This is a genomic window from Pantanalinema sp. (genome assembly GCA_036704125.1).
GTDB lineage: Bacteria > Cyanobacteriota > Sericytochromatia > S15B-MN24 > UBA4093 > JAGIBK01.
Genome location: DATNQI010000017.1, coordinates 63,543 through 86,492, shown reverse-complemented (window position 1 = coordinate 86,492; position 22,950 = coordinate 63,543). Strand labels below are relative to the sequence as shown.

17 protein-coding genes are annotated in these 22,950 nt (G+C 67.7%); 5 read left to right on the top strand and 12 right to left on the bottom strand.

Annotation, left to right across the window (positions count from 1 at the left end; genetic code table 11):
• Positions 1–88: 88 nt before the first annotated feature.
• On the top strand, positions 89–2,758 hold the full coding sequence (locus tag V6D00_02345) for an AAA family ATPase (GenBank protein HEY9897998.1): 2,670 nt from the start codon (positions 89–91) through the stop codon (positions 2,756–2,758).
• Here the strand turns inward: V6D00_02345 and V6D00_02340 are convergent.
• Positions 2,755–3,543, bottom strand: coding sequence for a discoidin domain-containing protein (locus tag V6D00_02340; protein HEY9897997.1), 789 nt, complete (start codon positions 3,541–3,543; stop codon positions 2,755–2,757). The genes V6D00_02345 and V6D00_02340 overlap by 4 nt on opposite strands.
• A 246-nt stretch (positions 3,544–3,789) precedes the next feature.
• Here V6D00_02340 and V6D00_02335 point away from each other — a divergent pair, with 246 nt between their 5' ends.
• The gene (locus V6D00_02335) at positions 3,790–4,755 is read left to right on the top strand and encodes a phosphodiester glycosidase family protein (protein HEY9897996.1); all 966 of its coding nucleotides are present in this window, start codon (positions 3,790–3,792) and stop codon (positions 4,753–4,755) included.
• Here V6D00_02335 and V6D00_02330 read toward each other — a convergent pair.
• The 3 genes from V6D00_02330 to V6D00_02320 all read right to left on the bottom strand — a co-directional run bounded on the left by V6D00_02330 (position 4,673) and on the right by V6D00_02320 (position 8,157).
• Positions 4,673–5,200: an adenine phosphoribosyltransferase gene (locus V6D00_02330; protein ID HEY9897995.1), complete on the bottom strand. Its 528-nt coding sequence runs from the start codon at positions 5,198–5,200 to the stop codon at positions 4,673–4,675. The genes V6D00_02335 and V6D00_02330 overlap by 83 nt on opposite strands.
• Positions 5,201–5,324: 124 nt before the next feature.
• Entirely contained in the window at positions 5,325–5,957 is a 633-nt protein-coding gene (locus V6D00_02325; GenBank protein HEY9897994.1) for an HD domain-containing phosphohydrolase, read from the bottom strand.
• A 202-nt stretch (positions 5,958–6,159) separates the two neighbouring features.
• Positions 6,160–8,157: a M13 family metallopeptidase gene (locus V6D00_02320; GenBank protein ID HEY9897993.1), complete on the bottom strand. Its 1,998-nt coding sequence runs from the start codon at positions 8,155–8,157 to the stop codon at positions 6,160–6,162.
• A 144-nt stretch (positions 8,158–8,301) separates the two neighbouring features.
• On the opposite strand from V6D00_02320, the gene V6D00_02315 reads away from it, so the two are divergent.
• Entirely contained in the window at positions 8,302–9,537 is a 1,236-nt protein-coding gene (locus V6D00_02315; GenBank protein ID HEY9897992.1) for an acetyl-CoA C-acetyltransferase, read from the top strand.
• Positions 9,538–9,572: 35 nt separating this feature from the next.
• Here V6D00_02315 and V6D00_02310 read toward each other — a convergent pair whose 3' ends face one another.
• From V6D00_02310 to V6D00_02285, 6 genes are all read right to left on the bottom strand, one after another.
• On the bottom strand, positions 9,573–10,973 hold the full coding sequence (locus tag V6D00_02310) for a hypothetical protein (protein HEY9897991.1): 1,401 nt from the start codon (positions 10,971–10,973) through the stop codon (positions 9,573–9,575).
• A 170-nt stretch (positions 10,974–11,143) separates the two neighbouring features.
• Complete coding sequence (locus tag V6D00_02305; protein HEY9897990.1) at positions 11,144–12,826, bottom strand: AMP-binding protein; 1,683 nt, start codon at positions 12,824–12,826, stop codon at positions 11,144–11,146.
• Positions 12,823–14,133 carry a radical SAM protein gene (locus V6D00_02300; protein ID HEY9897989.1) on the bottom strand — a complete coding sequence of 437 codons (1,311 nt, stop codon included), beginning with the start codon at positions 14,131–14,133 and terminating at the stop codon, positions 12,823–12,825. The genes V6D00_02305 and V6D00_02300 overlap by 4 nt, the downstream gene beginning before the upstream one ends.
• The gene (locus V6D00_02295) at positions 14,134–14,382 is read right to left on the bottom strand and encodes an acyl carrier protein (protein HEY9897988.1); all 249 of its coding nucleotides are present in this window, start codon (positions 14,380–14,382) and stop codon (positions 14,134–14,136) included.
• Between the two features lie 6 nt (positions 14,383–14,388).
• Positions 14,389–14,805: a hypothetical protein gene (locus V6D00_02290; GenBank protein ID HEY9897987.1), complete on the bottom strand. Its 417-nt coding sequence runs from the start codon at positions 14,803–14,805 to the stop codon at positions 14,389–14,391.
• Between the two features lie 24 nt (positions 14,806–14,829).
• Positions 14,830–15,957, bottom strand: a complete 1,128-nt coding sequence (locus tag V6D00_02285; protein ID HEY9897986.1) for a PAS domain-containing sensor histidine kinase — start codon at positions 15,955–15,957, stop codon at positions 14,830–14,832.
• A 433-nt stretch (positions 15,958–16,390) separates the two neighbouring features.
• On the opposite strand from V6D00_02285, the gene V6D00_02280 reads away from it, so the two are divergent.
• Positions 16,391–17,725 (top strand): anaerobic sulfatase maturase, encoded by a 1,335-nt coding sequence (locus V6D00_02280; protein HEY9897985.1) that lies wholly within the window; start codon positions 16,391–16,393, stop codon positions 17,723–17,725.
• Positions 17,726–17,763: 38 nt separating this feature from the next.
• Positions 17,764–18,108, top strand: coding sequence for a DUF202 domain-containing protein (locus tag V6D00_02275; GenBank protein ID HEY9897984.1), 345 nt, complete (start codon positions 17,764–17,766; stop codon positions 18,106–18,108).
• On the opposite strand, the gene V6D00_02270 is transcribed toward V6D00_02275, so the two are convergent.
• A complete protein-coding gene (locus tag V6D00_02270) occupies positions 18,084–19,262 on the bottom strand; it encodes a DEAD/DEAH box helicase (GenBank protein HEY9897983.1) in 1,179 nt (392 codons plus the stop codon). The two genes, V6D00_02275 and V6D00_02270, sit on opposite strands and share 25 nt — an antisense overlap.
• A gap of 141 nt (positions 19,263–19,403) precedes the next feature.
• On the bottom strand, positions 19,404–21,770 hold the full coding sequence (locus tag V6D00_02265) for a PAS domain-containing sensor histidine kinase (GenBank protein HEY9897982.1): 2,367 nt from the start codon (positions 21,768–21,770) through the stop codon (positions 19,404–19,406).
• Between the last annotated feature and the right edge of the window lie 1,180 nt (positions 21,771–22,950).

The following is a 22,950-nucleotide window of genomic DNA, read 5'->3' as shown; positions in this document are numbered from 1 at the left end:
TTCGGTGGTCAAGCCCCCATGCTACCATGGCCATGGCCTGCTTCTCTATTGGCCTTGAGGCCAAAGCCCCCCATGATCGCATGGATCCATGTCTCGAGTCGAGAGGGGGGACGCCATGGAGTGCCAGAACTGCCGCCAGCGGCCCGCGACCGTCCACATCCGCCAGCACGTCAACGGCGTCGACCAGGCCCTGGACCTCTGCCACCACTGCGCAAGCGCCATGCAGAGCGCGATCGCGGGCGGAGGCGCCGCCTTCGGCGGGCTCGAGGCGCTCTTCGAGGGCCTCTTCGGCCCCAGGCCCCGGGGACGCGACAGCATGCTCTCGCGCTTCTCCGACGAGTCCAAGCAGATCCTCCAGCGCGCCGCCCAGACCGCGCTGAGCTGGGGCCACGAGCAGATCACCACCGAGTTCCTGCTCCTGGCCCTCTGCCAGGAGCCCGGCGGCGCCCAGGCCCTGCTCGAGCAGGCGGGACTTTCTGCCGAGGGGCTCGAGGCGCGCTTCGCCGAGGTGCTGCGGCGCAGCCCGCCCGTCCAGGCGACCCGGGTCGGCCTCGCCGCCCGGGTCAAGCGCGTGCTCGAGATCGCCCAGCTCCAGAGCGCCGAGCTCGGCCACGGCCTCATCACCCCCCTGCACCTGCTGCTCGGCCTCCTGCTCGAAGGCGAGAGCTACGCGTCGCAGTTGCTCGCCGGCGCCCACCTGGACCCCGAGGACCTGCGAAGCAAGCTGACGGCCATGCCCTACGGCAACGTCCTCGAGGCGAGCGCGCTTCCGCCCAACCTCACGCGCTACGCGCGCGACCTCAGCGCCATGGCCGAGAACGGCAAGCTGGACCCCATCATCGGGCGCGACAAGGAGATCCAGCGGGTGATCCGCATCCTGAGCCGCAAGACCAAGAACAACCCCGTTCTCATCGGCGAGCCGGGCGTGGGCAAGACCGCCATCGCCGAGGGGCTCGCCCTGCGGATCGCCTCGGGCGAGGTCCCCGACCTCCTGCGCGAGCGCCGCGTGCTCGCCCTGGACCTGGGGGGGATGATCGCGGGCACCAAGTACCGCGGCGAGTTCGAGGAGCGCCTCAAGGGCCTCGTCGACGAGATCCGCGCCCTGCAGGGGAAGATCATCCTCTTCATCGACGAGCTGCACACCGTGGTCGGCGCGGGGGGGGCCGAGGGGGCGATGGACGCCGCCAACATGCTCAAGCCGGCGCTCTCGCGCGGCGAGCTGCAGTGCGTGGGCGCCACCACCCTCGACGAGTACCGCAAGCACATCGAGAAGGACGCCGCTCTCGAGCGACGGTTCCAGGCGGTGCTGGTCGCCGAGCCCACCTCCGAGCAGGCCGTCGAGATCCTGCGGGGGCTGCGCGACTCCTACGAGGCCCACCACCGCGTCAAGATCGCCGACGAGGCCATCGTCGCGGCGGTCGATCTGGCCGACAAGTACATCAACGACCGGTACCTGCCCGACAAGGCCATCGACCTGCTGGACGAGGCCGCCGCCATGGAGCGCCTCGAGAGCCGCTCGGGCAGCGACGCCCTCAAGAACCAGCAGTCGCGCCTCGGCCAGCTCGAGCAGGAGAAGCAGGCAGCCGTCACCGGCGAGCGGTACGACGACGCCGCGCGCCTCAAGGGCGAGATCGCGCTCATCAAGAGCCAGATCGACACGCTCAAGCGCGAGTACGAGACGGCCCGCGGCACCACCGAGCCCATCGTCACCGCCGACTCGATCGCGATCGTCGTGAGCGAGTGGACGGGCATCCCCGCGAGCAAGCTCGCCAGCGAGGAGAAGGAGCGCCTGCTGCAGATGGAGGCTGTGATCCAGCAGCGGGTGATCGGGCAGCACGAGGCCATCCGGGCGGTGTCCGAGGCGGTGCGCCGCGCGCGCGCCGGCCTCAAGGACCCCGATCGCCCCATCGGCTCGTTCATCTTCCTGGGCCCCACGGGCGTCGGCAAGACGGAGACGGCCCGGGCGCTCGCGGACTACCTCTTCAACGACGAGCAGGCCATGCTCCGCTTCGACATGTCCGAGTACATGGAGAAGCACACCGTCAGCCGCCTGATCGGCGCCCCTCCCGGCTACGTCGGCTACGAGGAGGCCGGGCAGCTCTCGGAGGCGGTGCGGCGCCGGCCCTACGCGGTGGTGCTCTTCGACGAGATCGAGAAGGCCCACCCCGACGTCTTCAACATCCTGCTGCAGATCCTGGACGACGGCCGGCTCACCGACGCCAGGGGCCACACGGTGGACTTCAAGAACACCGTGGTCATCATGACCTCGAACGTGGGGGCCTCCGAGATGTTCAAGGGGGCGACCCTGGGCTTCCGGGGGGCCAGCCCCGACGACGCGACGGGCCCCGGCTGGGAGCGCGTCAAAGAGACGGTGCGCGAGGCCATGAAGGAGACCTTCCGGCCCGAGTTCCTCAACCGCATCGACGAGATCGTCATCTTCCAGCCCCTGGGCCAGGAGCAGGTCCTCGCGATCGCGGACCTCCTGCTCGAGGCGACCCGCCGCAAGCTCCACGGCCAGGCGATCGGCCTCGAGCTGACCCCCGCCGCCAAGGCCCAGCTCGTCGAGGTCGGTTACGACCCGACCTTCGGGGCGCGCCCCCTGCGCCGCGCCATCGCCCGGCAGATCGAGACGCCCCTGAGCCAGCTCATCCTCAAGGGGGAGTTCGGCGAGGGGGACTTCATCAAGGTGGACGTGGCCGACGGGCGCTTCACCTTCTTCAAGGAGCCCCGCGAGGTGCCCGCCGCCCCCGAAAGCTAGCGGTCCGAGAGGGGGCGATCCTCCCAGCGGATCTCGCGCTTGACCGGCGAGACGGTGCGCGAAAGGGCCTTGCCCCCGACCGAGAGCGACAGAAAGAGGCGCGCCGTGCGCGCGTAGGGGTAGCGGCAGAGGATCTGGGTCGGGGTGACGGCCAGGATCTCGAGGGAGCGCCCGTCGGCGCGGACCGCCTCGAAGGGCTCGGCGAAGCCGTCGCCCACCACCACCAGCACGCGCTCGCCCTCGTGGCTGCCGAGCACCGCCCCGAGGATGCGCGGCGCGGCCGGCGACGCCGAGGGGAGGGCCGCCGCGGGCTCGCTCAAGGGCGAGACCTCGTAGAGGGTGAAGGGGATCACCGCCTGCCGCGAGCCGTTGGTGAAGGCCAGGCGCACGAACGTGATCGGCCGCGGCGCCGAGAAGCGGCGCTCCACCGGCTCGTCGCTCTCGTTGCGAAGATCGGCGAGCACCTTCTCGAAGCGCCGGCCGTCCTGCGAGGTCTCGATCCGGTAGGAGGTGTTGGCGGGCATCGCCGCCATCGCGACCCGCACCCCCTCGAGCGCCTGCGCTTCGCGCAGCCGGAAGGTGATCCAGGCGTCGGTGCGGCGCGCGAGGCCCACCCAGACCGTGGTGCGATCGCCGTCCACCGCGTTGGGGCCCTGGCCCTGGGCCCCGGAGGCCGCCACGAAGGTGAGGGAGCCGGGCGCTTGAGGCGCGCGCTGGGCCATGGCCGCGCCGGGCGGGAAAAGGACCAGAGCCGAGAGCATCACCAGCATCACACGACGGATCACGGGCTCCTCCTGTTTGAAGCGATCGTTGAGAGGGGGGAGGCCCCCCCCTCTCAAGATACCCCGCCTCACGTTCAAAACCCACGCGAGCGCGCAGCGCGTTTTTCGTGGTTGCCGCACCCGGCGCGGCGGGGCGCCGGCCATCCATGGGTCTACCGGGATTGGACCAAGGGATCTCGGGCGTTTCGCCGAGGCGCGAGGCTAGCGCGATCGCGACCATGGATCGGGCGCGGCGGCAGGAGGGCGGGAATGACGCTTCGATGGCCAAGATGGGTTGCGATCGCGCTCGGCGCCGTGACGTGGGCGAGCGTCATCGCGAGCGAAAGGGCAGCGGCGGCCCCGGTCGCCTTCGAGCGTCACCGGGTGAAGGTCGGTCGCCACTCCTGGCCGGTCCTGCGCCTGCGCGCGGATCTGGCCGACCCCATGACCCGGGTCGCGGTGCGCTTCGCCTACGGGACCGGCGCGCCCCTTCGGCGGCGCGAGGCCTTTTCGGGGATGACCGAGGCCGCGCACGCCGCAGCCCTGGTCAACGGCACCTTCTTCAGCATCCGCACCGCCGAGACCATGGGTACCCTCGTCAGCCAAGGGCGCGTGCTCCAGCACCGGGACTGGGACGATCGCGGCACCGCCCTGACCATCGGCCCCGAGGGCAGGGCCCGGATCGCGACCCTGCGCCTCGACGGAAGGCCCGATCACCGGCGCGCGCGCTTCTCGATCACCTCGGGGCCCAGGCTGCTGCGCGACGGCAAGGTCTGGCTGCAGCCCAGGCGCGAGGGCTTCAAGGACCCGAACCTGTTCGGTCGCCACCCTCGCGTGGCGCTCGGGCTTGCCAGGGGCGGGACCGAGCTCATCGTGGCGTGCTTCCCCTCGCCCATGACCCTGGGCCAGTCCGCCGAGGCCATGCGCGCGCTCGGCGCGCACGACGCGCTCAACCTGGACGGAGGACCGTCGGTCGGCATGGCCTACCGCGGCACGATCCTGGCCGCTCCTCGCTGGGGGCTGACCAACGCCTTGGTCCTCTACGATTCGCGGTACCCGGCGCCCGGGGATCTCGAGGGGGTGCGCATCGCGCTCGCCGACCAGGCGCAGGGCGCCGGAAAGGATCCGGCGGATCCGGTCGTGCGCGCGACGGTCAGTAGCGAAGCACCGAGAAGGTCTCGAGCCCCTGAAGCTTGTCACGGCCGCCTAGGAAGGACAGCTCGATCAGGAAGGTGAAGCCCGCGACCTCTCCTTCGAGCTTGCGGACGAGCTCGAGTGCCGCCAGGGCCGTCCCGCCGGTGGCGAGCACGTCGTCCACGACCAGGACGCGCTCGCCGGGCTTCACCGCGTCGCAGTGGATTTCGAGGACGTCGGTGCCGTACTCCAGGGCGTACTCGCACGCGTGAGTCGGCGCGGGCAGCTTGCCCGCCTTGCGGACCGGCACGAAGCCCGCTCCCAGAGCGTAGGCGAGGGCCGCGCCGAAGATGAAGCCGCGGGACTCGATGCCGATCACCTGGTCGATGCCCGCGCCCCGGAAGCGCTCGGCCACCACGTCGATCACCTCGCGCAGGGCCTCGGCGTCCTGCATCAGCGGGGTGATGTCCTTGAAGCTGACGCCGGGCTTCGGGAAGTCCGGGATCACCCGGATCTTCGCGGCCAGGTGGGCGTAGTCGGTGGTCATCATCGCGCGGTATTCCTCTCGAGACGCCTCGGGCCGAGGCAGGCAGGACGGCCCCATCTTACTGAACACGCAAGCGCGTTGTCCATCCGGCCCCTGCGAAGCCTTTCGACGAAACCGGACGATCTCAGCGCCCGGCGGCGCCCTGAAGGTCTTCCGCCTCGTCGTCGGATCCCAGCTCGTCCACGATGGCGCGCTGAACGCGGGGCGAGGCGAGCAGGGCCACGATGGCGGGGTCCCACTGGGTGCCCGCCCCCGCGTTGAAGATCTCCATGATCCGCGAGAGCGGCAGACGCGGCCGGTAGGAGCGATGCTCGCTCATGGCGCTGAAGCCGTCGGCGACCGCGACGATGCGACCGACCAGCGAGATCTCGCAGCCGACCAGGCCCCGCGGATAGCCGCGGCCGTCCCAGCGCTCGTGGTGCTCCTCGGCGGCCTGCACGAGGCTCAGGGGGGCCCCGATCTCGCGCAGCATCTCGCCGCCTGCCAGGCAGTGGGTCTTGATCTGCCGGAACTCATCGTCACTCAGGGCGCCGGGCTTGCTGAGCACCGCGCGCCGGACCTCGCTCTTGCCGATGTCGTGAAGCAGCGCTGCGTGCCAGATCCGCTCGCACTCGACGGTCGCAAGGCCGAACTCCTCGGCGAGCAGGCGAGCCATCCAGGCCGCGGTGACCAGGTGGGTGAGAGTCGCCCCGTGGTGGAAGGCGAGTTTCTCGAGCATCTCTCTGCCGATGAAGCCACTGGTGTCCTGAGCAAACATGGGGATTTCCTTTTCCGAGGGGTTTGGGTTCCAGACACGACTCTCTCACGACTTGCTCGGGCTGAGAAACGCAATAATAACGGACCTTTGAATCCACTCGAGCGTACTTTGGTCTATTCGCCCCGTCGGCCAAGCGGCCAGGAGCGTCCATGGGTGAAGCCCCGGGGAAATCCCCGGGGCTTCACCCATGGACGGCGGTGCGCTACCAGATGCGGATGCGATCCTCGGGGCGCTTGAAGAGCTTGTCGCCCGTCTTGAGACCGAAGGCCTCGTGGAAGGCGTCCAGGTTGGTCACCACCCCGTTGGTCCGGTACTGTCCGGGCGAGTGGGGGTCCGAGAGCAGTCGCGTCTTGAGCGCCTCGTCGCGGTACTTGGTGCGCCAGACGCGGGCGTAGCCGTAGAAGAAGCGCTGGTCAGGGGTGAGGCCGTCGAGCTGGACGGCCGGGCGATCGCCCAGGGAGCGATGGTAGGCCTTGAGAGCCATGGCCACCCCGGTCAGGTCGGCGATGTTCTCGCCGAGGGTCAGCTTGCCGTTGACCCGCTCACCGGGCAGGGGCTCGTAGGCGTCGTACTGGGCGATGAGGCGCGCGGCCCGCTCCTCGAAGGCCTTCTGGTCGCCGGCGGTCCACCAGTCGCGCAGGCGGCCGTCGCCGTCGTAGCGGCGGCCCTGGTCGTCGAAGCCGTGGCTGATCTCGTGGCCGATCACCGCGCCGATGGCCCCGTAGTTGAAGGCGTCGTCGGCAGCGGGGTCGAAGAAGGGGGGCTGGAGGATGGCGGCGGGGAAGACGATCTCGTTGCCCGAGGGGTTGTAGTAGGCGTTCACCGTCTGGGGCGTCATGTGCCAGCGCGCACGGTCGACGGGCTTGCCCGCCTCCTTCATGTCGCGCGAGAAGGCGAAGCGGCTCGCGCGCACGAGGTTGCCGACGGCGTCGTCGCGGCGCACGACCAGGCCGTCGTAACCGCGCCACTGGTCGGGGTAGCCGATCTTGACCGAGAACTTGCCGAGCTTGTCGAGAGCGGCCATGCGGGTCTCGGGGGTCATCCAGTCGAGCTTTTCCAGGCTCTCGCGGTAGATCGCGAGCAGGTTCGAAACCAGCGCCTGCATGCGGGCCTTGGCCTCGACGGGGAAGTGCTTCTCCACGTAGCGCGCCCCGATGGCCTCGCCCAGCGCGTCGTTGGTCAGGCCGACGGCCATGCGCCAGCGCTCGGGCATGGACGTGAGCCCCTGGAGGCGCTCACCCTTGAAGCGGTAGTGGGCCTGCTGGAAGGGCTTGCCCAGGACCTCGGCATAGTTGTCGAGCAGCCGGCTGGTCAGGTAGGCCTTCCAGTCGGCCATGGAGGTCCTGGAGGCGAGCTTGGCGAAACCCTGGAAGTAGCTGGGCTCCATCACGATGGCGCCCGAGGCGCGCGGCATGCCGGCGGCGTCGGCGAAGCGCTCCCACGGGAAGGCCGGGTAGGTCTTGGCCCAGGTCGCGCGCGGGGCGGGGTTGTAGGTCTTGATGGCGTCGCGCCGATCGGCGGTCTTCCAGTGCAGCTCGGCGAGCGCCGTCTCGAAGGCGAGGGTGCGCTTGGCGGCCGCCTCGGGCGCGGGGACCTTCGCCAGACGGTTGAGCTCGCTCAGGTAGGCCAGGTAGGCCGCGCGAGTGGCCTCGGCCTCGGCGCCCGCTTTGAGGTAGTAGTCCCGGTCGGGCATGCCGAGCCCGGACTGGGCCCAGAACACGACGTTCGTCAGCGGGGCCTTGGGGTCCGCGTCGACGCCGGCCACCACGGGGCCCGCGACGCCGATGGCCATCAGGTGGGCGATCGCGTCGGCCACGCCGTTCAGGTCCTTGATCCCTGCGATCCGCGCGAGGGGATCCTTCAGGGGGGCGGCCCCGCGCTGCTCAGCTTGCTTCTCGTCCATCAGGGCGGCGTAGAAGTCCCCGACCAGACGGCTATTGAGGTCCTTGCCGGGGCGCGCCGCGGCGGCCTCGATCAGGGTGCGGACGTCCTTCTCCGCCTTCTCGCGCAGGATCATGAAGGTGCCGTACGAGGCCTTGTCGCCGGGGATCGCGGTGGAATCGAGCCAGGAGCCGTTGACGTGGCGGAAGAGGTCGTCCTGGGCCCGGACGGCGGGGTCCCCGCCCGCGAAGGGCTGGGCCAGGGCGGGAGAGCTGAGGGCGGCGAGCAGTGCGATCGCCAGGAAGGTGCGGTGCTTCAAGACTGGGCTATCTCCTTTGACAGGGGAACGGTCACCGCTCCATTCTATCGTCCCACGCACCAGGGCGCGAGGCTTGCCGCCGGCGACCGGCTGGGCTAGGGTGGTGGGGATCGTCGTCGCAACGCCCGGTACAAGGAGCCAAGCATGTCTACCGCCTACATCCTGGACGCCCTGCGCACCCCGCGCGGTCGCGGAAAAGCCGAGAAGGGAGCGCTCAGCCGCATCCACCCGCAGGAGCTGCTCGCCCAAGTCATCAAGCCGCTCGTCGAGCGGCAGCCAATCGAGGCCGCGGACGTCGAGGACGTGATCGTGGGCTGCGTGTCCCAGGTGGGGGTGCAGGGCGCAAACCTCGCGCGCAACGCCGTCCTGACGGCCGGCTGGCCCCACGAGGTGACGGGGGTGACCCTCAATCGCTTCTGCTCGTCGGGCCTGCAGGCCGTCAACTTCGCCGCCATGGGGATCATGGCCGGCGCGCAGGAGCTGGTGGTCGCGGGCGGCGTCGAGAGCATGTCCCTGGTGCCGCTCGGCTCGGACCAGGGCGCGCTCGACGGCAACAACCCGACGCTGCGAAAGAAGCTCGTCCAGGTCCCGCAGGGCATCAGCGCCGATCTGATCGCGACCCTCGAGGGCTTTTCCCGCGAGGACGTGGACCGCTTCGCCCTCACCTCCCAGGAGCGCGCGGCCGAGGCCATCCGGGACGCTCGCTTTTCGCGCAGCCTGGTCGGCGTGCGCGACCCGCTGAGCGGGGCCATCGCCCTCGAGGCCGACGAGCTGCCACGGGCCGAGACCACCCGTTCGGCCCTCGCCGGACTCAAGGCTTCCTTCGAGGGAATGGGCGCCACGGCGGTCGGTCCTGCGGGCGAGACCCTCGACCAGCTTGCGCTCGCGCGCTATCCCCAGGCGGAGGCCATCCGGCACGTCCACACCGCGGGCAACTCGAGCGGCCTGGCAGACGGCGCCGCCGCCGTGCTGCTGGCCTCCGAGGACTACGTGCGGCGCCACGGCCTCAAGCCGCGCGCCCGCATCCGCGCCATGGCCACCCAGGGGTCCGAGCCCGTCATCATGCTGACCGGGCCCGAGCCCGCCACCCGCAAGGCCCTCAAGGCCGCCGGCATGAGGGCCGAGGACGTGGACCTGTGGGAGATCAACGAGGCCTTCGCCGCGGTCGTCCTCCAGGTGATGCGCGCGCTCGAGCTCGATCCCGCGCGGGTCAACGTCAACGGCGGGGCGATCGCGCTCGGACACCCGCTCGGCGCGACCGGCGCCATGCTCCTGGGGACCGCCCTGGACGAGCTGGAGCGCCGCGGGCTCGGCACCGCCCTGGTCACCATGTGCATCGGGGGCGGCCAGGGCATCGCCACGGTCATCGAGCGAATCTAGGCAGGCAGAGCCCCCAGTACCCCTGCGCCCGTGACTCAGCGCAGCCGGCGCAGGGCGTGGTTGCCGCGATCGGACACGAACACGTCCCCGTTCGCGGCGACCGCGATCCCGTAGGGGTCCCGCATGCGGCTGACGGTGCGCCCGTCGGAGAAGCCCGCGACGCCGGGGCGGCCCGCGGCGGTCACGACGCGACCGTCCGAGGAGATCATGCGCACGCAGTGGTTGCCGCTGTCCGCCACGAACAGCTGGCCGTGCGCGTCCCAGGCGAGACCCGTGGGCGAGTTGAACTGCGCCGCATGGGCGTCACCGTCCGCGTGGCCGGCCGATCCGGCCCTCCCCGCGAAGGTGGTGACACGGCCCTGGGGGGTGAGCTTGCGGATGCAGTGGTTGCCCGTATCGGCGACGTAGAGGTTGCCTGCCCGGTCCGCCACCAGGCCCGCCGGCTGCTTGAAAGCCGCCTGGGCGCCTTCGGCGTCGATGTACCCGCCCGTCGAGTAGGGCACGTACATGCCCGCGAGCTCGACGACCTGGCCGGTCAGGCTCACCCCCCGGATCAGGTGATTCTCGGTGTCGGCCACGACGACCGTGCCGTTCGGCAAGACCGTCACGGCCGCCGGCTTGTTGAAGATGGCGGTCTGGGCGCTACCGGACGCGAACGAGGTGAAGCCGAGCTGGCCGGCGAAGTCCCCGACCACCCCGATCCGGGTGATCGCCCGGATCTGGTTGCGCCCTTGATCCGCCACCAGGATCCGGCCGTCGGTTCCGATGGCGACGCTGCAGGGCTCGAGGAAGGCCTGGGCGGGGATCGCCTCGCCGGGGTTGACCGGGGAGCTCTGGGAGCGCGGGATCCCGGCGAGGGTGGTGACGCTGCCCGAGGCGTCCATCTTGCGGATCAAGCGGTTGCCCAGGTCCGCGATGTAGAGGCTACCGCTCGCGTCGCTCGCGAGGCCAGAAGGCGCGTTGAAGCGCGCGCTGCTGCTCGCGCCGTCGGTGTACCCCCCGCTGCTGCCGCCCCCCGCCACGGTGTCCACCCGATAGGGGACGAAAAGGGCGAGGGACTGGGTGGCCACGAGGGTCCGGGTTCCCACGTCGACGCTCGCCGAGGAGGAGGCGATCGTGACGTCGCCGTCACGGGCGATCGCCGTCACCTGGTAGATCCGTCCCGGCATGAGCGAGTCGAGCGCGAAAGCCGCGGGAACCTGGGCCGGCGCGTAGGATCCCGACGCAATGAGGCCCCGCCCCCCCGGGCCCAGCTCGTGGACCCGCACGTCCAGCCGCTCGTACGAGGCGGATCCCAGGACCTCCATCCGGACCGCGCTCTTGGCCGGCTGGGCGGCGGGAGTCGGGGCGGGCGTGGGGGGAGCCGTCTGCGCCTGCTGGCACCCGAGCGCCAACAGGCCGACGCCGATTGAAAACGAGAGAAGAGAGCGACGCATCATGCCTCCTTCGCCTCTGAGGCTCGCTCGCTATCTTCGTCTCCAAAGCCCAAACGAACAAGCATCTGCTTGGCAAAGGTTTTCGGCCATCTTCGATCAATCCCCCCCGTTGGAACGGGGGGTGCCTTCCAGGCCGGGGCGCGTCGGTCCGAAGATCCGCGCGTGAAGCGTCAGCGCGGCGCTTGATGCGCGCGCGCGGCCTCCAGGGCGGAGCGGACCGCGTGCCGCAACACCTTGCGGGCGTTGTTGCGGGGCAAGGGGGCGTCTTGCACCTCGAAGCGCTTGAGGCGCTTGTAGTCGGCCAGGCCCGTCGAAAGGCGCTTGATTTCCTCGCTCAGCAGATCCCGGACCGCCTCGGCCGAGCGGCCCGGCCCCAGCAGCCGATCGAGCGCCGCCGGGTCCGGCACGATCACCCCGAGGGGGTACTCGGCTCCGTCCGGGCCCTGGGCGGGGACGACGCAGATTTCGGCGATCGCCTCGCCTCGGCCGTAGTGCTGCTCCAGCTCGTCCGGGTAGACGTTCTTGCCGTTCGGCAGGACGACGATGTCCTTGGAGCGCCCCAGGATGTGAAGGTAGCCCCGGGCATCGCGCCGGCCGAGGTCGCCGGTCCTGAGCCAGCCGTCCTTCAAGGCGTGCGCGGTCGCCTCGGGGTTGCGGAAGTAGCCGGCCATGACGTTCGGCCCCCGGACCCAGATCTCGCCGATCCCGTCGTCGGCGGGATCGTGGATGCAGACCTCCACTCCTCGCAGCGGCGCGCCCACCCCGTCACCGGGGCGCCAGGGGCTCGGCGTGAGGGCGACGACGGGGGAGGTCTCGGTGAGACCGTAGCCGTGAAGAACGGTGAGGCCGAGCGCGTGGAAGAAGCCGGCGGAGGCGGGGTTCAAGGGCGCACCTCCGACGATCAGCCCACGCAGGCGCCCGAACGGCCGCACGATCGGGGCGCAGACCCAGCGGGCGACGTGGGCCCCCAGCAGAGGCCGCAGGCGTCTGCCCAGGCCGATCAGCCCGCGGGCGATCCATTGCCGGGTTTTCGGCAGCTCGGCGATTCGATCCTCGATCCCCCGCGCCAGGTGATCGAGCACCAGCGGCACCGCGGGGATGGCCGTCACCTTCGCGTCGTGAAGGGTCTTGAGGATGGAGTCGGGCTTGAGGCTGGGGGTGAAGGCGAGCGAGATCCCCGAGGCCAGCGCGACCAGGGCGCACGTCAGGGAGTAGGCATGGTGCAGCGGCAGGAGGCAGAGGGAGACATCCTCAGGCTTCACGTAGAGCACCTCGGCGCAGCCGAGCGCGTCCGCCCAGAGGTTGCGGTGCGTCAGCGCGACGCCCTTGGGATTGCCCGATGTGCCCGAGGTATACAGCAGGGCCGCCACGTCATCCGGCAAGGCGGGTGAGGCGAAGGCGGCCGCCTGGGTCAGGAACTCCTCAGGAGCGAGCGGGATCAGCGTTCGGCCGGGCGGGAAGGTCGAGAGCAGGCGCGCGCCGACGAAGGCGCAGGTGGGCTCGGCGTGCGCGAAGATCCGGGCGAGCTCCTCGGGGGTGAGCTGGGTGTCCAGCGGCACGGCGATCGCCCCCAGGGTCACGATCGCCAGGAACGCCAGGATCCACTCGGGGCTGTTGTCCCCCATGAGGGCGACCCGGTCGCCGGCCCGAACCCCTTCTGCTTCCAGCCTGGCGACCATCCCGTTTACCCTGGCCGCCAGATCGTCGAAGGTCCAGCGGGAGAGCTCCGGGCCGCGCCGCATCACAAGGGCCGTCCGATCCGCGTAGGCAGCCGCCATGCGTTCGGGGAGCCTACCGAGTTGCGGGGCGCCCTGGCTGAGCAGCCTCGCGCCCGGGTAGTCCTTGCGGCTCATCCGGCGGCGAGGAGTCGCTTGTGGATCTCCATGAAGTGGCGCTTGCGCCGGGTGCAGACCCGCTCGTTGTAGAGCTCCTTGAAGAGGAACACGAGGCCTTCCTCGAGCTGGCGCCCCGTCATGTTCTTGGGCACGAAGTTCACGTCGAAGAGGGTGCAGCGATCCCAGTAGGCGTCCTGCAAGAGCCGTCCTTCGGCCTTCAGCCTGTGGTAGAGGCGCGTGTTCGGGAAGGGCGTCAGGACCGTCACCTGGCTCTCGAGCAGGTTGGAGTCCAGGACGAAGTCCCGGATGCGCTCGAAGCAGTCCGGCGTGTCCCCGTCCAGGCCGAGGATGAAGCAACCGTTGACCGTGATGCCCTTCGACTGGATGGCATCGATGGCGCGCTTGTAGTCATCCATCCGCTTGCGCTTCCAGTTCGAGCGATCCAGCCGATCGAGGCTGGTCGAGAAGATGCTCTCGAAGCCGATGAGGATCTGCTGGCAGCCGCTCTTTGCAAGCAGGTCCAGGAGCTCGGGGTCGTCGGCGACCGAGACGTCCGTCTCGGTGAACCAGCGGATATCCCGCTCGCCCATTTCCCGGAGCAGGTGCTTGGCCCAGTCCTTGTTCACGAAGGTGTTGTCATCGGCGAGCTCGATGAAGGGATTACGCCAGACCGCCTCGATGGCGTCGATCTCGCGCATCACCTGCTCGACCGGCTTGATGCGGTAGCGGCCGTAGATCCTGGAGGCGGCACAGAACTCGCAATCCAGGGGGCAACCGCGGCTGGTCTGAACGGTCAAGCGGTTGTAGCGGCTGACGTCCAGGAGCTCGTAGCGCGGCACGGGCGTCCGGGAGATGTCGTAGGTGCTGGGTCGCTCTTCCCGGTAGAAGGGCTTGAGGGCACCATGCCTGGCATCCTCCAGGATCTTGGGCCACAGGGCTTCGCCCTCGCCGATGCAGACGGCGTCCGCGTGCTCCTTGGCTTCCTCGGGCATGAGGGTGGCGTGGAGTCCCCCGATCACGACGGGGATCCCCGCCGCGCGGTAGCGATCGGCCAGAGCATACGTCTCGTAGGCCATCGCCGTGAAGGTGGAGAGGCCGACGAGGTCGTAGCCGGTGCGGAGGCCGTGAGCCTTGACGTCGTCGACGTCCAGGTAATGGACCTCCACGTCCGGCGGGGTCACGGCCGCCAGGGTGAGGGCGGCAAGGCTCGGCAACGAGGCGATCACCTTGCCGCGCTGGACGAAGCCCGGAAGGCTGACCCCGAGCTCCGCCAGCTCCTCGGATCGGACGCGAACCCCGCTCATCGAGATCAGTGCGACGCGCAACTAGGCCTCCCGGGAGGCCATGGCCCGCTCGATCGCCGAGCGGATCTTGCCGAGGGTGTTCATCTCCATCAGCTCATGGTCGGGGATGAGGACGCCGTAGCGCTCCTCGATCTGCGCCAGGACCTTGAGCCCCTCGAGCGAGTCGATCCCAAGGTCCATGAACAGGTCCGCATCCGGCCCGATCGCCTCCGGCGCGACCTTGGCGCTCCTGGCGAGCAGGTTCACGAGATATGTTTCGAGCGGGTCCATCGTCTCCTACCGTTGCGCGTAGCCCCAGGCGATGATCAGGTTCGCCAAGAGGACTGCCGAGGCGGGGATCCCCAGCAGGATCTTCACCGGGCGGTAGAAGGCCGCCGCCATGCACAGGATCGGGACGCCGATCGCCCCGAAGATCATGGCGTAGGATCCCGTCACCTTGTAGATCGCAGGCAAGTTCGCCCCGTCGATGAACTGGCCATAGACGATGTTGAGCAAGGGCAGCATGAGAAAGGCGATGTGCCCCAGCCGGAGGAGCCGCCGCGGGATGGAGTCGTAGCCGTCCATCCAGGTCGGGCCCGTCGCCTGGAAGTTGAGGCCGAATTGCTCCACCTTGAGCCCCATCAGGAGCCCCGAGAGGAACCCCAGGTTCATCCAGACCCAGCCGAAGACGATGTTCCAGTGACCAACCGGCATGCTGCCCCTCGCTTTCCAGTTACTCTATCGCGGTTCAAGCGCAGGATCTTGCAGCGTTTGGACCGGCAGGTAGATCGAAAAGCACGTGCCCTCTTCAGGCCGGCTCTTGACCTCGACCCTTCCGCCGTGGAGCTCCGCGAGTTCCTTGACGATCGTGAGGCCGAGCCCCAGCCCTCCTTGCCTGAAAGCCTGGTCGGTTTCGAGCTGGGTGAAAGCCTCCCAGATCCGAGAGAGCTCCCGCTCCGGGATAAAGCTCCCCGTGTTCCACACGTCGAGTCTCACTTGCTCTCCCGAGGGAAAGACCCGGATCCCCAGCTCCCCGCCATCAGGGGTGAACTTCTTTGCGTTGTCGAGCAGCTCGATCAGCATCTGAGCGAGTCGACGGGAGTCCGCCTGGATCGCCGGGACATCGGGAGCAACCTCGATGTCGAGGTGCAGCTTCTTGAGCCGGAACTCCCGGTCCTCTTCCATGATGTCCCGCACGTTGCCCGTGATCTCGCAGAGGTTGACCTCCGTCTTGTACAGCGGCAGACTCCCGCTCAGCAGGGCGCTGTAATCGAGCATCTTGTTCAGGTGATCCAGCAGGCGCATGCTGCCGTCGTGGATGCCGTCGAGGAACTCCTCGTGGGGGTACTTGTCCTGGAGCAGCTCGGTGTAGCCAAGGATCAGGGAGAGGGGGGTCTTCATCTCGTGGGAGACCGTCGAGAGGAAGTGATCCTTGAGGGCGTCGAGCTCGATGAGACGCTCGTAGGCTCTTCGAAGCTTCTCTTCGGCCAGCCTGCGCGTCGTCAGGTCCCGGGTGACCTTCCCGAACCCGATGAGGCGACCCTGCGCATCGCGCGTCGCCGTGACGACCGCATCGGCCCAGAAACGGCTGCCGTCCTTGCGAAGGCACCATGCCTCGTCCTCGATGTGCCCTTGCGCCTCCGCGGCCTTCAAAAGATGGTCGGGCTTGCCGGCAGCCACATCCGCCGGGACGTAAAAGGTGGAAAGCCCCTTTCCAAGGGCCTCGTCCTCGCGGTAGCCGAAGAGTTGCTCGGCCCCCTTGTTCCAGGTGATCACCCGGCCCTCGAGGTCCAGCATGAAAATGGCGTAATCGACGACGCTCTTCACGAACAACTCGAACTGGCGGCCCTGATTCCCAGCCGGCATCAACTCAGCGTTCTTGCTGCATGGCGATTCATCGTTGCAAGCCACTCCCTCTCCTTTGCCGATCCGAGACCGGGTCCATTATCCCATGAAGTCGGTGAGCAGGCCTATGGCCCCTCATCCTGGAAGGCGCCCGTCAGTGCCCTATCGAGAGGACACCCGGTTCCGAGCCGCCCTTGTAGCCCACGTGGGACCAGGCTTCCTTTCCCTCGTGGTCAGGAAGGAGCGCTTGAGTTCGGTACGGGCCCCAAAACGCGCTCGACTGCAAAGGTAGCACCGAAAAAGACACCCGAGCGAAGCGTTGTGGAGGTCACCGCAGACGGCTATGTTTGACCCACTTTCTTGACCAATCCAATAATCGATCAAGCACACGAAGGCTGAGCGATGCCCTGGTCGATGCTCTCACGTCGAGCCGTGCGATTGAGGAGGGCCTTCGATGCCTGCCAGCAACGAATCGAGCGTGCCTCGAAGGAGGCCGCCGGATCCGCCGAGCGTCTGGCCGCGCAACGCGCCGTCTTACTTTCACGTGATGGCGAAGCCGACCGGGGCCATCTGCAACCTCGATTGCAAGTACTGCTTCTTTCTGTCCAAGGAGGCGCTCTACCCCGACAGCAGCTTCCGCATGTCGGATGACGTGCTCGAGAACTACATCAGGCAGGTCATCGAGTCGCAGCGATCGCCCCACGTCACCATCGCCTGGCAAGGCGGCGAGCCGACCCTGATGGGACTGCCGTTCTTCCGGCGTGCGATGGAGCTGGTGAAGAAGCACCTGCGCCCCGGCATGACGATCGAGCACACGATTCAGACAAACGGCACCCGGCTGGACGAGGCGTGGTGCCGCTTCTTGCGCGACAACCACTTCCTGGTGGGCCTGTCGATGGACGGCCCGCGCAGGCTGCACGACGCCTACCGGGTGGACAAGGCCGGACGGCCGACCTTCGACAGGGTGATGCGCGCAGCCAAGCTCATGCAGCGCCACGGCGTGCCCTTCAACATCCTTTGCACGGTGCATGCCGCCAACGCCGATCACCCGCTCGCGGTGTACCGCTTCTTCCGCGACCAGCTCAAGGCCGAGTTCATCCAGTTCATCCCGATCATCGAGCGGGTCACGCCGCAGACGCGGGCGGTGGCCGATGACGGCTGGGGCGATCGGCCCCAGGGCCGCCCGCTCTACACCCAGGACGGCGAGCTTGTCACGGCGCGGTCGGTGGGCCCGGAGCAGTGGGGCCGGTTCCTGATGGCCGTCTTCGACGAGTGGGTGCGCAAAGACGTCGGCCGGGTGTTCATCCAGCTGTTCGAGTCGGCGCTGGCGGCCTGGTGCGGCTTGCCGCCCACCATGTGCGTCTTCGCCGAGACCTGCGGCAAGGCTTTGGCCCTGGAGCACAACGGCGATCTGTACTGCTGCGACCACTTCGTGGAGCCTGGCTACCGGCTCGGCAACATCACCGAGACCCACATGGTGGATCTGGTGGCCTCCGAGCGGCAGCGCGCCTTCGGCGAGGCCAAGCGCGACACGCTGCCTCGGGTTTGCCTGGAGTGCCCCGTTAAGTTCGCCTGCAACGGCGAGTGTCCGCGCAACCGCTTCATGCGATCGCCGGACGGCGAGCCCGGGCTCAATTACCTGTGCGCCGGCTACAAGGCCTTCTTCACCCACATCAACCCGCCCATGCGGCTCATGGCGGCACTGCTCGCGCGGGGGCGCGACCCCGCGGAGGCGATGCGCCTGCAGGCGATGCCGGCAAGGCCCTCCTCGAGCGGGGCGACGTCGTGAGGCAGGAGGCAGGGCCGCCAGACGCGAACCAGTTGGCGATGCAGCGGACCGTTCTGGCGGCAGAGCGGACGCTCTTGGCCTGGGTGAGGACCGCGCTCTCCATGATCGGCTTCGGCTTCACCCTCTACAAGTTCTTCCAGTACCTGCGTGAAAGCGAAGGCCTGGCGCGCCCGCACGCGCCCCGCAACCTGGGGCTCACGCTGATCGCCCTGGGGACCTTGACCCTGTTCGCGGCCGCCATCCAGCACCGGCAGGCCCTCCGGGACCTCGGCATCGGGCTGGCGCAGGCGCGCAGCGGCCTGGCGATCGCGATCCCCCTCTTGCTCGCCCTCGTCGGCGTGTTGATGTTCGCCAGCATCTACTTCGGGACGGGGCCCTTCTGATCGGCGAGGGCATCGGCGTCAAGGGGCGCGATCGCATGATCCGGCCCTTGAGGGGCGAGATACTCCTCGCAGCGAATTCGCCTCTGAATCGCCTCGAATTCCGCTTCCTGCTCGGGAACCACCAGCATGATGGCCTTCCCCTCGGTGCCGTTTCGAGCCGTGCGCCCGCTGCGGTGGACATACGTCTCGACCACCGAAGGCAGCGCGTAATGAATCACGTGGCTGACGCCGTCGATGTCCAGGCCGCGCGCCGCGATGTCGGTGGCCACGAGGTACGTCAAGTCGCCGCTCCTGAAGCGTGCCAGCACCTTCTCTCGGTCGATCTGGGGCATGTTGCCGTTCAGAAAGCCCGCCTTGAAGTGGCCTTGAAGCTCCAGCCTTTTCGCCAGCTGCTCGGTCTCATGCTTCATCTCGGTGAAGACGATGGCCCGCGCAGGTTGCTCCTTGCGCAGGATGGAAACCAGGCGGTTGAATCGCTTCTTTCGCGGGACGCGCAGGTACCAGTGGCTGAGCTCGCTAGGGGACAGGTGCTCGCTTTCCAGCTTCACCCTGACCGGGTTCCTCGTCAACCTGCGGGCGAGAGCGGCTATCTCGGGTGGGATCGTCGCCGAGAAGAGCAAGGTCTGCTCGCGCATCCGGACGTGGACCAGAAGGAACTCCAGATCCTTGCGAAAGCCAAGCTCGAACATCCTGTCCGCCTCGTCCAGCACCAGGATGCGGACGCCGCTGAGATCGAGCTTGTCCTGATCGACCATGTCCTTTAGGCGCCCGGGCGTCCCTACGACGATGTCCTGGCCCTCCTGGATCACCCTTCTCTGGTGCCGCAGGCCCATCCCGCCGTAGACCGTGACGACGCGCAGGCCACAGGGCTGGCCGACGCTTGCAATCGCTTCGCCGATCTGGATGGCGAGTTCGCGCGTCGGAACGACCACGAGGGCCTGGGGCCTCGGTCCCGGCTTGATCAGCGAGAGTAGCGGCAGGCCGTAGGCCAGCGTCTTACCGGAGCCCGTCTTGGCCTGAACGATGGCGTCGCGTCGCGCCAGGATGGGCGGAATGGCCTGCTGCTGAACGTCGGTCGGCTCCGAGAAGCCGGTGGCGGCGAGGCCCTCGAGGACGGTGGGGCGCAGCGCGAGGGGTTCGAAGTGGAAAGACAAGTGGGGTCCTTTCGATCGGCAGACGTGGCCTCGCCCGACAAGGGAGTGCGCAGCATCCTTGGACCAGCATGCGACCGAGGAGCCTGGTCCTTCGCCATTATGAACGATGACGCGGGCAAAAGGCAGGTGGGATCGCCCCGCTCAGGCACCCGATCCATGCTCCTGCTGACCATGTGCCGGGTGCCCCGGCACCAAGGCGGGCAGGAACAGCGAGAAGCAGCTTCCCTCGCCTACCCGGGTTTGAAGCTCCACCCTGCCCCCGTGCAGCTCGATGATCTTCTTGACGATCGCAAGCCCCAGGCCCAGCCCGCCTTTACCCATGGCGTCCTTGACGTCACGCCGAGAAAAGGCATCCCAGACGCTTTGCCGATCCGCTTCGGGAATTCCCCGACCCGTATCCCAGACGTCAACCCGCACGCAATCACCGCTCGGAGCCACGCGGATCCCGATGCGACCCGTGGGGGGGGTGAATTTCCGGGCATTCTCGAGAAGCTCGCCAAGGGCCTGGAAGAGCCGATGCGCGTCCCCCAGGACTGGCGGGGTGCCGGGGTCGATGTCGATTTGCAGAGGGCGATCGCCCAGCCATGACTCCCGCGCATCGCCTCTGACGAAAGGCAAGATGAGCTCGGCAAGATTGACCTCGGCCTGGAAAAGCGGCAGGGAGCCGCTCAAGAGTGCGCAGTAGTCCACGAGATTGTTGATTTGCCTCGTGAGGCGGCGGGTCCCGTCCTGAAGTCCCGCCAGGAGTTCGTCGCCGGGGTACCTGTCCTCGAGCAGCTCCGCATAGCCGGAAATCAACGAAAGCGGCGTCTTCATCTCATGGGAGATGGTCGAGAGGAAGTGGTCCTTGAGCTGGGCCAGCTGCCGGGCCTGATTCAGCTCGGCGGTCCGCTTCGCGATTTCGGCCTCGGCGGCCTTCAACTCCGTGATGTCCTGCACCGTCCCGACCATGCGCAGCGGCAGATCGGAGTCCCCGTACTCCACCTCGGCCTGGGCGTGGATCGCCCGCACCGTACCATCCGGGTGACCAACGCGCATCTCGAGGCTGAAGGGCTCATGGTGGTAGAGGCTCTGATTGATGGCGTGCAGGACGCTGTCACGGTCTGCCGGCAGCAGGGCCTCCAGGGCCCCCTGAAGCGTCTTGCTCCCGGGCTTCGCCCCGAAGATCCGGCACACTTCGTCCGAGCGGGTCACGGCATCCCTGACGATGTCCCAGCTCCAGCTACCCAGGTGGGCGATGCGCTGCGCCTCCTCCAGGGCGCGCTGGCTTTCACGCAGCGCCTCCTCGGCCTGTCTGCGGCGGCTGATGTCGAACACGGTGGAGCGGCTCATCACGTACCGGCCGTTCGCATCCAAGACAGCCGTCGCGCTGATCAGCACCGGCAGGATGGATCCGTCCTTGCGCCGCAACTCGTACTCCAGATCCTCCATGTGGCCCCGCGCCCGAAAGACGGGAAAACTCCGCGCAAAACGTTGCTGGCTCTCGGGGAGCAGGATGTCCGAGAAGCGGAGCTTGCCGATCACTTCCTCCCGCGTGTAGCCGAGCCACGCCAGCTCGGTGTCATTGATGCGGATGATCGTCCCGTCTCGGTCCAGCGAGTGGTAGCCTGTGGGCGCATGGTTGTAGAGGTCGTGGATTTCCCTTGCCGCCGCTTGTTCGGCTTCTTGTGCCGAGCGGCGCTCGGCATCGACCCGATCGAGCTGCGCGGCGCTCGCCATGATCAGCCCGACCGTTCCGATGGTCATGGCGAAGACCATCAGGGCAATCCCCTCGGCGGTGCCGTAGTAACCTCTCATCTCGCCGAGAAACCGAACCCACCCCAGCAGGGGAGGAGCCACGATGGCCGCGGGCAGGAGCCGACGCAGGATGCTGCCACCGGGAGTCTCACGATTGTAGCGGGCCATCCAGCCCCGATCGGGTCGGGCCAGCAGGATCCCCATCGCCAGCAGACTGAAGGCAAGCGCGGTGTAGAAGGCAATTTCGATGAAGGGACTGATCCGGTAAAGGAGCGGAACCCGATAGGCAAAGCCAAGGATGGCGAAGTAGGGAATGACCGCGATGAGCGCCGCCAAGGGCTCGCTGAAGGAAGGCCTGTCTTGCCAGCGGACATCGAGCGTCATCAGGGCCAGCCCGGTCAGAATGAAGTTCCAGGCCGTTTGCGGCGCAAGACGACCGGGGTGAGGGGCTCCAATGGCAAGCAGCTCGGAGCGGAACCACAGCAGGTCGATTCCCAGGTTCCACCCCAGAACGTACTCGCCCAGGTATGCCACCCCCGCGACCAGCAGGAGCCCAGCCAGGGAACGGGCGATGCGTCGCCGGATGCGCGATACGGGCTCGGCAATTTGCAGCCACAGGGAGATCCCGGCGAGGATGAACAAGAGGGCGGTGCTCGGGAGCATGACTCCCGGATAGGGGTGCCTGCCACGAAGCAGGTCGACATGCCAAAGCCATCCGTTCAGGACCATGACTCCCAGCAACACGCTGCCGAGAGCAGCGGCTTGAGACAAGCGCTTGCTTCTCGAGGCGCGGGTTTGACTCACGCTATGCACCGTTGCTTCCTCATCAACAGGCCAAGCAAAACAAGCAAGCGCCAACGCGTTCGGTGTTTGCGGTCCGATCATACCAATAAAAGCGGAAGCTCCCTGGCCTGCCCACATCCCGGTGACGGTCTCCCGGCGAAGGCGGAAGGTCTTGATAGGGCGCTGAAATGAAGCAGGCTGGCGGCCAGGGTATCCTTGACCAAAGCTTCGCCCCCTGAAAATGTTTAGGACTCGCCTGTTCGGGGAACCATTATCGAAGTGAACATAAAATTACCCATAAATACAGTAGTCATATTGACAACCATGAGCCCGCTAACTGCGCACGCCCAAGAGAGTCGGGTCCGAACGGTTGTGCAGCCTGGGCACATCAACCTTCCTGCGATGCTTGAGATCCCGGTCTACGGCATCGAGGCCGAGTTTGTGGTGCCTGGAACCGCTGTTAGCCTTGGGGGACTTTACCTTCAACGGTTCTCATACGACGACGTCCCTGGGCTTCCACGACCGCGCTACCACTGGGATGCCCCAGTGGCTCGTACGTTGTGGGGTAGGTTCAGTTTTTCAGGCAAGGATGGTTGGTCAGTGCTGGCGGGAGGCGGCATCTACCCTGCCATTTTCGATGTCGTGACCGGCGAAAGCTCACCCAATACCAACTCGGGGGTGAACCAGGAGCGCTTGGGGTTGGTGCTTGGCGTTGGATACCGAGCATGCCTGGGTCCTGTCTGGTTGCAAGTGGCGCCAAACATGGTTCTAAGTAACCGGCTCGACCATGCCCTGGCCTATGGATCGTCTGGGCTCTCGTGGTTGGAGATCGGGGTTCGTGCCGGCTCAGCCGAGCTATCAATCGATCCACCATCACGCGTCTTCAGAGCGTCTTGGGTGTTCTAGGACAAGCGAGCAGCACCCTATTGGCTGGACCTCGAGCAAAGAGGACGGCGAAGCAGGTGAAAACCTGATCGCCGTCCATGCAAAGCGGAAGTGCTTACGAAGCTCTCGAAAACAGTTGAAGGTTTCGAGTGGTCACTTCCGCACACGGGGGCCATTGCCGCGTTGGGGCGCGCGCTCCCGATCTTGCCGGGGCGCGAATGCCGCGACCTTCTGTCGCTGGTTGATGGTCACGTCCTTGCGGGACGCAGCCGACCGGCTCGGG